This window comes from Comamonas sp. CAH-2 (genome assembly GCF_009668305.1).
In the GTDB taxonomy this organism is placed as follows: Bacteria; Pseudomonadota; Gammaproteobacteria; order Burkholderiales; family Burkholderiaceae_C; genus Comamonas; species Comamonas aquatica.
Map to the genome: position 1 here is coordinate 1 of NZ_VSWF01000060.1, position 11,925 is coordinate 11,925.

Consider the following 11,925-nt stretch of genomic DNA (forward strand, 5'->3'; position numbering starts at 1 on the left):
GCATGGGCGTGAACGTCTCCGTCGGGTGGGGCCGGGCGCGGCGTGCGGCCCGGAAAGGCATGCTGCAAGCCTAGGGCGAATCACGATACAGATGTGGTCACAGAGGTTGCAATAATGGCCATATGACCACCCCCGCCCTGGTGCCGGCCGCCGCCGGCCAGCACCCCGCTTTCACCCCGATCGCCTTTGTACGCTGCGTGGCACAGGCCTATGCGCAGCGTGGGATGGAGGTGGGGTTGGCCCTGCAGCAGGCGCAAATTGCGCCAGCGCTGCTGGCCGATGACCAGGCCCGCATCACCGCCTTGCAGATGGAGCTGCTGTGCGCCCACGCCATGCGCGAGCTGGACGACGAGGGCCTGGGCTGGTTCCAGCGCCGCCTGCCCTGGGGCAGTTACGGCCTGCTGGCGCGCGCCAGCATCAGCAGCCCCTCGCTGGGGCTGGCCGTGGCGCGCTGGTGCCGCCACCACGGCCTGCTGACGGACGACCTGGCGCTGGCGCTGCAGGTCGACGGCCCGCTGGCCACCATCCGCGTGCAGGCGCGGCGCGACCTGGGCGCGATGCAGGAGTTCTGCCTGCTGTCCGTGCTGCGCAACCTGCACGGTTTTGCCAGCTGGCTGGTGGACACGCGCCTGCCGCTGCGCCAGGCCAGTTTTCCCTTCCCGGCGCCCGCCCACCAGGCGGTCTATGGCCGGCTGTTCGATGCGCCGGTGCGCTTTGGCGCTGCTGCGGCCAGCCTGGAGCTGGACGCCCACTGGCTGCAGCTGCCCCTGGTGCGCGACGAGGCCGCGCTCAACACCATGCTGCAGCGTGCCCTGCCGCTGCAGGTGCGCCCCTACAAGCCGGCCCAGCCCCTGGTGCAGCGCGTGCGCCAGGCCCTGGCCGCCCACCCGCAGTGCAGCCACACGGCGGCCACGCTGTGCGCCGAGCTGCACCTGGCGCCGCGCAGCCTGCACCGGCAGCTGCAGGCGCACGGCACCAGCCTGCAGGCCCTCAAGGACGCGGTGCGCCGCGACCGCGCCCTGCACCTGCTGCAGCGCACCGACACCCCCCTCAAGCGCGTGGCCCAGGCCTGCGGCTTTGCGGGCGAGAAAAGCTTCATCCGCGCCTTCCACCAGTGGACCGGGCAGGCACCCGGCACCTACCGCCAGGCCCAGCGCGGGCGCTGAACCACGCCGGCGGACGTTTTGTGCCACACTGCAGGCAGTGTAGAAAAACGATAGCTGTCAGCGCTTGATATATAAGGGCTGAGAGCCAAAATCATTCTCAATTACAGAGGCTGACATGGCAGAGCAGACACCCGCACGCACTTCGGACTGGATGAGGCCGCACAGCCTGCTGCGCATCTCCATCGCCGTGGCCGTGGTCACCATCGTGCTGAAGATGCTGGCCTGGCTGCTGACCGGCTCGGTGGGCCTGCTGTCCGATGCGCTGGAGTCCTTCGTCAACCTGGCCGGCGCCACTTTCGCGCTGGCCATGGTGACCATCGCCCAGCGCCCGGCCGACGACGACCACCCCTATGGCCACCACAAGGCGGAGTACTTCTCGGCCGGCTTCGAGGGGCTGCTGGTGATTGGCGCCAGCCTGGCCATCATCTGGGTCAGCGTGGCCCGCTGGCTGGACCCCCAGCCGCTGCAGCGCCTGGACTGGGGCCTGGGCCTGTCGCTGGCCAGCACCGTGCTCAACGGCGCGCTGGCCTGGTTGATGTTCCGCAGCGCCCGCACCTACCGCTCGATGGCGCTGGAAGGCGATGCCCGCCACCTGATGACCGATGTCTACACCTCGGTGGGCGTGGTGCTGGGCCTGGGGCTGGCCCACCTCAGCGGCTGGTGGTGGCTGGACCCGCTGGCCGGCGTGGTCGTGGCGCTGAACATCCTGTGGCACGGCGCTGTGCTGGTCTGGCGCGCCGCCCAGGGCCTGATGGACGTGGCCATGGACCCCGAGCAACTGCTGCAGGTCGAGACCGTGCTGCACGCCCAGGTGCAGGCCGCCCAGGCCCAGACCGGCGTGGCCCTGGTCTTCGACAGCCTGCGCACGCGCCAGGCCGGTGGCCACAGCTTCATCGACCTGCACCTGCACCTGCCCGGCGACTGGAGCCTGGCCCAGGCCGCCGACTGGCGCCATCGCACCGAGGCCGCGCTGATGGCCGCCATCCCCAGCGTGCAGGTGCACATCGAGCTGCTGCCCCAGGGGGTTGATACCCTCTATGAGCGCCGCATGGGGCACTTTCCTTCGACTTGATGACGATTCGAGAATCGAATTCTTAATCCATTAAAAAGAATTGGACTCGAATGATGCATGACTCCAACATGGCATGAGCACTGGGAACACAGTGCTTCCAGTCATAAGGAGACAAGCATGAAAACATTCCGAGCCATGGCCGGTGCCATCACGCTTTTGGCGGCAGCACCTTGCTTTGCACAGGCCTACCCTTCGGGGCCAATCACCCTGGTGGTGCCTTTTGCCGCAGGTAGCGGCACCGACGCTGTGGCGCGGGTGGTCGCGAACAAGCTGGGTGAGCGCTTGAAGCAGCCCGTGATTGTGGAAAACAAAGCTGGCGCAAGCGCACAGATCGCGGCCACATACGTGGCCAAGGCCAAGCCGGATGGCTATACCTTGTTCATGACCACCAACACTTCGCACTCCGCGAATCCGTGGTTGATCAAAAAGCTGAAGTACGACCCCATCAAGGACTTCACACCGGTGGCACGCGTGGGGGAGCTGCCTTTTGCCTTGGTGGTCCACCCTTCGGTGCCGGCGAAGACCACGGAAGAACTCATCGCGTATGCCAAGGCAAATCCGGAAAAGATGTCTTACGGCACGCCCAACAGCACGTCGCTGGTGGCTTCGGAGACCTTCAAGTTCTTGACCAGTACCAGCATTACGTCGGTGCCCTACAAATCCAGTCCCCAGGCGTTGACCGACTTGGTGGGTAACCAAATCCAGATGTATGTGGTGGACCTCGGGTCCGGTTGGAGCATGTTGAAAACCGACCGTGTCCGCACGCTGGCGGTGACGGCGGCCAAGGGATCGACCTTGCTGCCCCATGTTCCCCCCATGGCCAAGGCCCTGCCGGGTTTTGACATCACATCATGGAATGGCATTTTTGGCCCTGCCGGGATGCCTGCTGAAATTGCGGAGCGCCTGAATTCCGAGCTGCAAGTGCTGCTCAAAGAGCAAGACGTAAAAGATCAACTGGCACAGGTGGGCTTTGAAGTCTGGCCTACGGCCACTCCCAAGGAGTTTGCGCGCTACGTGCAGCAGCAGCTGAACGTCTGGGGGCAGTTGATCGAACAGTCCAAGATCGAAGCGCAGTAAGGCGAGGTGGATATGGAGCAGCGTTCGACCGCGTCAGGTCCGCTGGCGGGCGTCAAAGTGGTGGACATGACGTCCGTCATCATGGGACCGTTTGCCACGCAGATCTTGGCCTCTTTGGGGGCGGAGGTGATCAAGGTGGAGTCGCCCGAGGGCGACAACATGCGGCATGTGGGCCCCATGCGCAATGCGGGCATGGGCTATATCTTTCTGCAGGCCAACCAGGGCAAGCAATCGGTGGTGCTGGACTTGAAAAATCCCAGTGCCAAAGAAGCCTTGCTGCGCTTGCTGAAAGACAGTGATGTGCTCATTAGCAACGTGCGGCCGCAAGCCATGGCGCGGCTGGGGTTGTCGTATGACGATCTCAAGGCGCTGAACCCTCGCCTCATCCATGTCAGCTGCTGCGGGTTTGACCAGGCGGGTCCCTACGCTGCCAAGCCTGCCTATGACGATTTGATTCAAGGCGCTACCGGTGTGCCGTGGTTGTCCCAGCAATATGGTGGCGGTGAACCAGCCTATGCCCCCATGACGCTGGGCGATCGCATCACCGGTTTGCATGCGGTCTACGCTGTCACCACCGCGCTGTATACACGGGAGCGCAGTGGCCAAGGCCAAGCCGTGGTGGTGCCCATGTTTGAAGCCATGACGCAATTCATCCTGGGCGACCACCTGGCCGGATTGAGTTTTGAGCCGCCGATGGGGGGCGCTGGTTATGCGCGGTTGCTGACAGAGCATCGCAAGCCCTACCAGACGGCGGATGGCTACCTGTGCGTGCTGATCTACAACGACAAGCACTGGCACAGCTTCTTCCAGGCCATCGGGCAGCCTGAACGCATGCAAGACCCCATGTTTGCCACGCACACCCAGCGTGCTGCACACATTGATGCGGTCTATGCCGAAGTGGGGCAGCTCATGCGCCAACGTACCACCGGGCAGTGGCGCACGCTGCTGGATGCCGCGGATGTGCCCAATATGCCCATGGCTTCGCCGGAAGACCTACTGCAGGACCCGCACCACCAAGCCACAGGATTTGTGCGTACGTTGGATCACCCGACCGAAGGTCCGATCAAGACCACCGGTGTTCCCACGCAATGGTCACAGACCCCACCCACCACGCAAGCGAGCCCTGCCCCGCAATTGGGAGAGCACACCGCAGCTGTGCTGCGGCGCCTGGGCTATTCGCAAGAAGAAATTGCAGCCATGCAAGCCAGCGGCGCCTGCCGCCAAGCGGCCTGCGTCGTAGCCTGATTCAGGAGAAAAAAATGTCGCGTTACTTGGTTCGAGAAAAAGACGTGGAAGGCTACAGCCCAGCCAACCACCACGGGACGGTGAACAAGCGCTTGGTCAGTCAGGCCAACGTGGGGGCCAAGCACATGGAGGTGGTGCTCGGTACATTGGAAAAAGGCGGTGGCGCACTGCCCCACGCCCACCCTGGTATGGAGCAAGCCTGCTATTTGCTGGAAGGCACAGCCGAAGTCGAGTTGGAAGGCGAAACGTTCGCAATGCTGCCCGGGGACACCTGTTTTTTCCCGGAAGACGTGATGCACATCTTCCGAGTGACCAGCGACACACCGGTACGTCTGCTGGTGATCTACAGCCCACCTTATGCAGAAAACCCTGCGCGGGTACGGCGCCCTTGAGTGCAGCGCACGCTGTTCAGAATTTTTGAAGCCCAACACCACTGCAGAGAGACAGCATGGATTTTTTGTGGAATGCCGAGCAAGAGCAAATTCGCGATGCGATAGAGCGTGTGTGCGCACCTTTTGATGCCGATTACTGGCTGGAAAAAGACCACGAAGGTGGCTTCCCGCATGACTTTCACCAGGCATTGGCCGATGCCGGTTGGCTGGGGATTGCGATGCCAGAGGCCTATGGTGGCGCTGGGTTGGGCATCAGCGAAGCCGCGTTGATGATGCACACCATCTCGGCCACAGGCGCTGGCTTGTCAGGTGCATCCGCAGTGCACATGAACATTTTTGGCTTGCATCCTGTGGTGGTGTTTGGTTCGGAAGCGCAGAAAAAACGCTGGCTGCCGACCTTGATTGCGGGGCAGGACAAAGCCTGTTTCGGTGTGACCGAGCCAAATGCCGGGTTGAATACCCTCAAGCTTCAGACCAAGGCGGTGCGCGATGGGGACCATTACGTGGTTTCCGGCCAGAAAGTGTTCATATCCACGGCCCAGGTGGCCAACAAAATTTTGCTGCTGGCTCGCACCAAGCCGGTCGAGGCGTGCAAGGGCACGGAAGGATTGAGCCTGTTCTACACCGATCTCGATCGCAGCCATATTGAGGTGCATGAGATTCCCAAGCTGGGGCGCAAATGCGTGGACACCAACCAGCTGTTCATCGATGGGCTGCGCATTCCGGTGGAAGACCGCATTGGTGAAGAAAACAAAGGCTTTTCTTACATCCTGCATGGCATGAACCCGGAGCGCATCTTGATTGCGGCGGAAGCTGTCGGGTTGGGGCGTGCCGCGCTGGCGCGCGCAGCGCTCTATGCCAAAGAGCGGGTGGTGTTTGACCGACCGATTGGCCAAAACCAAGGTATCCAGCACCCCTTGGCACAAGCCTGGATGCAACTGGAGGCGGCCCACTTGATGGTGCAAAAAGCGGCTTTCTTGTATGACAAAGGCCTGCCTTGCGCTGCCGAGGCCAATGCGGCCAAATACTTGGCCGCCGAAGCCTGTGGCAAAGCCTGTGAGACGGCCATCTACACGCACGGCGGCATGGGCTTTGCCAAGGAATACCATGTCGAGCGCTATATGCGCGAGTCATGGATTCCTCGTTTGGCGCCGGTCAGTCCGCAAATGATCCTGAACTTCATCGCTGAAAAAGTGCTGGGGCTGCCCAAGTCGTACTGACCAAGTCCCAAGCATGGTGGAGGTCAGGGTTAATGCTAGGAAGGAGCGCACGATCCACACCAGCCGGTGGATGCAAGATGGCACCACCATGAAAACCCATCTCTTGCGTTACTTTGTGGCTTTGGCAGAAGAGCGGCACTTCGGACGTGCGGCGCAGCGGCTGTCGATCACCCAACCTCCATTGAGTGTGGCCTTGAAAACCCTGGAACAAGATTTGGGGGTGGTGTTGATGGAGCGCGATGCCAAGCAGGTGACGCTGACCCCCGCTGGCGAAGCGTTTTTGCACGAGGCGCGCAAAGTACTGACGCAAATGCAGCGGGCGGCTGAAGTCGTGCGCGGGGTGGCGCAAGGCGCTGAAGGACGATTGAATATCGGCATTACAGGCACCATGATTTATCGACATGTGCCTGAGTATTGCCGCAGCTTTCAAGCTACGCGGCCTCTGGTGCAAGTGTGTTTGCACGAAACCTCCACCCACGACCAATTGCAGGCGATTGCTGGTGGGCAGCTGGATGCGGGGTTCTTGAACATCAGCCATGCGCCTGAGCTGCTTGAGACCGTGCTGATTGGGGAGGAGCCTTTGGTGTGTTGCATGCCAACGGGTCATCCTTTGGCCGGGCAGCGCAGCATTGATTTGCAATTGCTGCGGGAGGAGACATTTGTCATGTTTGCCCGGGATGTTGCTCCCGCCAATTACGACAATGTCATCTCTTGCCTGCACCAAGCAGGCATCCACCCCAACACCACCCACGCCGCGCGCCAGTGGTTGACGGTAGCCGCCTTGGTGTCGGCAGGGCAGGGCGTGGCCTTGGTGCCTCGTTGTGTCGAGCGTGCAGGGATCGCAGGCGTTCAATACGCACCGTTGCAGGGCGTTGTGGTGACAACACCTGCCTATCTGGCTTGGCGCAGAGACCATACCAGTCCCTTGCTGAAAGCCTTTGTGCACAGCGTGCAGCAGCAGGTGGCAATGCATGCCGCCTAGGGGCGATTGACCTAGGCCGGGCATCGGCGGCACGCCGCCCGGATAATCCGCGCCATGACTACCTCGCCCAGCGCCGCCGGCGCAGCCGCATCCACGGCGTTCTCTTCCCTGTCGCTCCACCCCGCCACCCTGCAGAACCTGCAGCAGCTGGGCTATGAACAGATGACGCCCATCCAGGCCGCCAGCCTGCCGCTGACGCTGCGCGGGCAGGACCTGATCGCCCAGGCCAGCACCGGCAGCGGCAAGACCGCCGCCTTCGGCCTGCCCCTGCTGGAGCGCCTGAACCAGCGCTGGTTCGCCGTGCAGGGCCTGGTGCTGTGCCCCACGCGCGAGCTGGCCGACCAGGTGGCCACCGAAATCCGCCGCCTGGCGCGCGCCCAGGAAAACATCAAGGTCGTCACCGTCTATGGCGGCGTGCCCTCCCGCAACCAGATCGCCAGCCTGGAGAACGGCGCTCACATCGTCGTCGGCACGCCCGGCCGCGTGATGGACCTGATCGAGCGCGGCGCGCTGGACATCTCCAAGCTGCAGACCCTGGTGCTGGACGAAGCCGATCGCATGCTGGACATGGGCTTTTACGCCGACATCGTCACCGTGGTCGAGCAGTGCCCCGCGCAGCGCCAGACCCTGCTGTTCTCGGCCACCTACCCCGAAGGCATTGCCCAGCTGGCGCAGCGCTTCATGCGCGAGCCCCAGATGGTGCAGGTCGCCGCCCAGCACAGCGCGCACAAGATCGCCCAGCGCTGGTACGAAGTGCCCGCCCGGCACAAGCTCGACGTGGTCGTGCAGATGCTGGCGCACTTCCGCCCCGAATCCACCATCGCCTTCTGCAACACCAAGCAGCAGTGCCGCGAAGCCGTCGCCGCCCTGCAGGCCCAGGGCATCAGCGCCCTGGCCCTGTTCGGCGAGCTGGAACAGCGCGAGCGCGACGAGGTGCTGGTGCAGTTTGCCAACCGCAGCTGCAGCGTGCTGGTCGCCACCGACGTGGCCGCGCGCGGCCTGGACATCGCCAACCTGTCGGCGGTGATCAACATCGACGTCACGCCCGACCCCGAGGTCCACATCCACCGCATCGGCCGCACCGGCCGCGGCGATGCCGAGGGCCTGGCCCTGCACCTGGTGGACATGGAGGAGATGGTGCACGTCGCCAAGATTGAACAGCTGCAGGGCCGCGCTTCGGAATGGTTCGACGTGGCCGAACTGACGCCCGCCCCCGGCGGCGCCCTGCTGCCCCCCATGATGACCATCCAGCTCATCGGCGGGCGCAAGGAAAAGATCCGCGCCGGCGACGTGATGGGCGCCATGTGCGCCGACTTCGGCTACACGCGCGAGCAGATCGGCAAGATCAGCGTGAACGACTTCTCCACCTATGTGGCGGTGGACCGGCGGATTGCGGCCGAAGCCTGCGCCAAGCTCAACGCCGGGCGTGTGAAGGGCAAGAGTGTGCGCGCACGCGTGCTGTAAACATCTTTTCAGCGGGCGGCTGGCAGGTGCTAGCTGTTGCTGATGCCAAAGGCTGCTGGTCGCAAGACTGGCGGCCTTTTTTGTTTGTGGGTGTTGGGTGGCTCTAGCGCTTATGCAGCAAGCGCTGGTAGCTATGGTTTGTGCTTCTTGTCTTGTGCTTGTTGTGGCACTTGTGTCCGAGGCCGGGAGTCGCCCGGCGGCGACCCGGTTTCTTTTGTCTTGCCAAAAGAAACCGGGGAAAGAAAAGGCGCGCCTTGCAGGCGGCTGGTCCGGCGGAACTCACTGCGCGCTTGCAGCGCTCCGTTCAAACAGCCGCCGGAAATATGAGGGACTTCCCCCAACGGTGGGGCGCGACGCTTGCGCGTGCAGGGGGACCATCTGCGGAAAATTAGTTTTTCCCAAACACTGCGACAGTTTATTTGCCTCTAAAAAAGCTTTTTTTTATAGTCTTAGGGTAACGTAGACATGCCTTTTGTGTGTTGTATAAAACTAGTTAGGATTCTTATGCCAGCCGTCTGTAGTGATTGCAAGACCAGCGACCAAAATCTACTCTATTCCTCGGGTAAAACTCTATATTGCAAAGACTGTAAGCGCTTTCGAAACCTAAAGGACAACAGTGGGGTTAAACGAACTTACGCAAATACTCCGGCGCTGATTATTACTAAGACGGAATTTGATGATTGGAAGTCAGGTCGGGCGCGTAGATGCTACTACTGCAATATTGCCGAGACTGATTTGAAGCAAGCTGGGCTTAAGAGTCAAACTAACAAACCTATCGAGGCACTTGGTATAGACCGATTGGACTCAAATGGCGACTACACGAAAAACAATATTGTCTATTGTTGTTTTGCCTGCAATAAGGCTAAAGGAAATATTTTTAGTTCAGACGAGATGAAAGAAGTTGGAAAAGCAATTTCTAACGTATGGAGGATGAAGGGAATCGTTATTCCATAATTCCAACCAATCATTTCGCCGGATCTTCGATAAAATCCGCCTCGGCCGGTGAATTTATACCTTAGACAGCCGTGGAAGCTTGCTCCTTCATTATTTAGTTCCACCAACATCTGGCGAGAATCGCTGGACCAACTTCCTCAGGGCGGTTGGCGCTGCTGGAGCCACAAGCACTTGACAGTCTTCGCATAGGGGTGAGCGCATCTGTGTCAAGCTTAGTCAGCTCCAACACGTGGGATAAATTATTTACAACATTGGTCAGCTGGATCTATGCAACTTGGTCGGTGTTACGGGTCAGTATCAGCAGCACGCCAGTATCTATGTTCGGCCCGGCTAACAATTCATTCAAGCGCTAGTGAAATCTCATAAGTCTCCCTTCTAACCGTGCCGAGGCGTCGCAGGGCGCAGGCCGGCTAGCAAAAGCCAAAAGGATAAACAAAGCCAGATGCTTATCCATTAAGCGTAAAATGCTCACATTTTCGAATAAATATTGAGGCGATTGCACAAACAGAGACCAACCAGGCCCGGCGTCTTCGCCGCAAGCCCTTCTACCCGTGCCGAGGCGCGCAGAGCGCATCGGCTTCGTCATCTGACTGGCCGCAGTTGTTTGAACGGAGCGGCACAGCCGCGCAGTGAGTTCTGCGGCCCCTCCCTGTGATTGAGCACCGCATGTTGCCCGCTTGGGATTTGCGCAGCAAAGCCCAAAGGGACACGGGTAGCAGGGTGCTCTTTCCTTTGAGCAAGCAAAGGAAAGTCAGTCGCCGCCGCGCGACAAGCGGCCAGCAAGAATCAAAACAACCATCAAGACCAAATTGGCCTCTAACGCTTATTCAGCAAGCGCAAGCAGCTCACATTCATGAAAAGAAGTGGAGAGTGCCCACGGCACTGCGTGGACCCCTTCCCCAGGGCAAGCGAGGCCAAGCCAGCCGCCGCACAAACAGCAATCAGCGATCCGCAGCCAGCACTACAAAAATCCAAGCCCAATCCGCTCCAAACGTAGATACAGCAAGCGCCAGTCACTCTGCTTTCAGGAGTGCTGGCGCTGTACGGGCCACGAACCGGTGTCCGTGGCGGGGAGGCGGGCTGGAATTACTTCAGCAGGTCCTGCACCTGGCCCAGGGCGGTCTGTGCGCACTGGTCATCCAGGTGGCCGCCGGGCGCACCGCCGATGCCCACGGCACCGATGACTTCGTTGCCGGCCTTGACGGGCAGGCCGCCGCCCAGCAGCAGGTAGCCGGGGATGTTCACCAGGTTGGCGGCACCGGGGTTCTTCTGGGCGCCTTCCATGATGGCCAGGGTGCTGTTCTTGGCCGAGGCGGCGGTGTAGGCCTTCAGGCGGCTGGCTTCCAGGGTGTGGGGGCCGGCGTTGTCGGCCCGCTGCACGGCGCGCACGGTGCCGGCGCGGTCGACCACGGTGGCGGTCACGGCGTAGCCGTTGGCGGCGCAGGCAGCGACGCTGCGCGCGGCGATCTGGTTGGCCAGTTCCAGCGACATGTTCTTTTCGGTGCGGACGGCCTGGGCCTGGGCGGCGGTGCCCAGCAGGCACAGGGCGATGGCGAGGGCGGGGGTGGCGATGCGGGACATGGTGGTGCTTTCTACAGAGGGTTCGGGGGCGCAGGCCGGTTGCAGCGCCTGGGAGGTACTGTAGAGAGAGCGCGCGCGGCGCACCATGCGGGCGGCTACGCGCGCGATTGCGTAGAACTACGGAGGGCTCAGGCCGCGGGGGCGCCGTCGCTGTCGTCGGCCAGCGTGGCGTAGCGGCGGATCAGCCAGGCCAGCGAGGGCGCTTCCAGCTTGCTGAACAGGTTGGCGCGGTGGGTTTCCACGGTGCGCGGCGACAGGTCCAGCGCGCGGCCGATTTCCTTGTTGGTCAGGCCCTGCACGATCAGGGCCAGCACCTCGCGCTCGCGCGGTGAGAGTTGGGCGTAGCGCTGCTGGGCGTCGCGGTCGGCCTGGGTCTGGGCGCGCAGGCGCACATGCTGGCGCACGGCGGCCTGCAGGGCCTCCAGCAGGACTTCGTCGTCCACAGGCTTTTCCAGGAACTCGGTGGCCCCGTTCTTGAAGGCGCGGCGGCACATGTCCACCGTGCCGTGGCCGGTGAGGATGAGGATGGGCTGGTCCACGCCCTGCTCCATCAGTTGGCCCAGCAGCGTGAGGCCGCCCACGCCGGGCATGCGCACGTCGAGCACGATGGCACCGATGGCCTGGCGGTCGAACTGGGCGGCGAAGGCCAGCGGGTCGGCCCAGGCCTGCACGCGCAGGCCGACGGTGCCGATCAGCAGCGACAGGCTGTCGCGCACGGCCTGGTCGTCGTCCACCAGGTGGATCAGGGGGGATTGCTGCAGGGGGTCAGGGC

10 protein-coding genes are annotated in these 11,925 nt (G+C 62.2%); 8 read left to right on the top strand and 2 right to left on the bottom strand.

Annotation, left to right across the window (positions count from 1 at the left end; all coding sequences use genetic code 11):
- Window positions 1–122 precede the first annotated feature (122 nt).
- The 8 genes from FYM52_RS18005 (at window position 123) to dbpA (ending at window position 8,618) form a co-directional block, all read left to right on the top strand.
- Complete coding sequence (locus tag FYM52_RS18005; RefSeq protein WP_154165081.1) at window positions 123–1,166, top strand: AraC family transcriptional regulator; 1,044 nt, start codon at window positions 123–125, stop codon at window positions 1,164–1,166.
- A 115-nt stretch (window positions 1,167–1,281) separates the two neighbouring features.
- Window positions 1,282–2,238, top strand: coding sequence for a cation diffusion facilitator family transporter (locus FYM52_RS18010; protein ID WP_154165082.1), 957 nt, complete (start codon window positions 1,282–1,284; stop codon window positions 2,236–2,238).
- 135 nt (window positions 2,239–2,373) lie between these two features.
- Entirely contained in the window at window positions 2,374–3,315 is a 942-nt protein-coding gene (locus FYM52_RS18015; protein ID WP_238826268.1) for a tripartite tricarboxylate transporter substrate binding protein, read from the top strand.
- A 12-nt stretch (window positions 3,316–3,327) separates the two neighbouring features.
- Entirely contained in the window at window positions 3,328–4,560 is a 1,233-nt protein-coding gene (locus tag FYM52_RS18020) for a CaiB/BaiF CoA-transferase family protein (RefSeq protein ID WP_154165083.1), read from the top strand.
- A gap of 14 nt (window positions 4,561–4,574) precedes the next feature.
- Window positions 4,575–4,952, top strand: coding sequence for a cupin domain-containing protein (locus FYM52_RS18025; protein ID WP_154165084.1), 378 nt, complete (start codon window positions 4,575–4,577; stop codon window positions 4,950–4,952).
- Between the two features lie 56 nt (window positions 4,953–5,008).
- On the top strand, window positions 5,009–6,172 hold the full coding sequence (locus FYM52_RS18030) for an acyl-CoA dehydrogenase family protein (RefSeq protein ID WP_154165085.1): 1,164 nt from the start codon (window positions 5,009–5,011) through the stop codon (window positions 6,170–6,172).
- An 88-nt stretch (window positions 6,173–6,260) separates the two neighbouring features.
- Complete coding sequence (locus FYM52_RS18035) at window positions 6,261–7,154, top strand: LysR family transcriptional regulator (RefSeq protein ID WP_154165086.1); 894 nt, start codon at window positions 6,261–6,263, stop codon at window positions 7,152–7,154.
- A gap of 54 nt (window positions 7,155–7,208) precedes the next feature.
- A complete protein-coding gene (gene dbpA / locus FYM52_RS18040; protein ID WP_154165087.1) occupies window positions 7,209–8,618 on the top strand; it encodes an ATP-dependent RNA helicase DbpA in 1,410 nt (469 codons plus the stop codon).
- Between the two features lie 2,040 nt (window positions 8,619–10,658).
- Here dbpA and FYM52_RS18045 read toward each other — a convergent pair.
- A complete protein-coding gene (locus FYM52_RS18045) occupies window positions 10,659–11,153 on the bottom strand; it encodes a heme-binding protein (protein ID WP_154165088.1) in 495 nt (164 codons plus the stop codon).
- A gap of 128 nt (window positions 11,154–11,281) precedes the next feature.
- Window positions 11,282–11,914, bottom strand: coding sequence for a response regulator transcription factor (locus FYM52_RS18050; RefSeq protein ID WP_154165090.1), 633 nt, complete (start codon window positions 11,912–11,914; stop codon window positions 11,282–11,284).
- Window positions 11,915–11,925 lie beyond the last annotated feature (11 nt).

What these genes read in the sequence shown, in the direction of transcription:
- FYM52_RS18005 (WP_154165081.1), top strand. Translation starts at nt 123, where the DNA reads ATGACCACCCCCGCCCTGGTGCCGGCCGCCGCCGGCCAGCACCCCGCT.
- FYM52_RS18010 (WP_154165082.1), top strand. Translation starts at nt 1,282, where the DNA reads ATGGCAGAGCAGACACCCGCACGCACTTCGGACTGGATGAGGCCGCAC.
- FYM52_RS18015 (WP_238826268.1), top strand. Translation starts at nt 2,374, where the DNA reads ATGGCCGGTGCCATCACGCTTTTGGCGGCAGCACCTTGCTTTGCACAG.
- FYM52_RS18020 (WP_154165083.1), top strand. Translation starts at nt 3,328, where the DNA reads ATGGAGCAGCGTTCGACCGCGTCAGGTCCGCTGGCGGGCGTCAAAGTG.
- FYM52_RS18025 (WP_154165084.1), top strand. Translation starts at nt 4,575, where the DNA reads ATGTCGCGTTACTTGGTTCGAGAAAAAGACGTGGAAGGCTACAGCCCA.
- FYM52_RS18030 (WP_154165085.1), top strand. Translation starts at nt 5,009, where the DNA reads ATGGATTTTTTGTGGAATGCCGAGCAAGAGCAAATTCGCGATGCGATA.
- FYM52_RS18035 (WP_154165086.1), top strand. Translation starts at nt 6,261, where the DNA reads ATGAAAACCCATCTCTTGCGTTACTTTGTGGCTTTGGCAGAAGAGCGG.
- dbpA (WP_154165087.1), top strand. Translation starts at nt 7,209, where the DNA reads ATGACTACCTCGCCCAGCGCCGCCGGCGCAGCCGCATCCACGGCGTTC.
- FYM52_RS18045 (WP_154165088.1), bottom strand. Translation starts at nt 11,153, where the DNA reads ATGTCCCGCATCGCCACCCCCGCCCTCGCCATCGCCCTGTGCCTGCTG.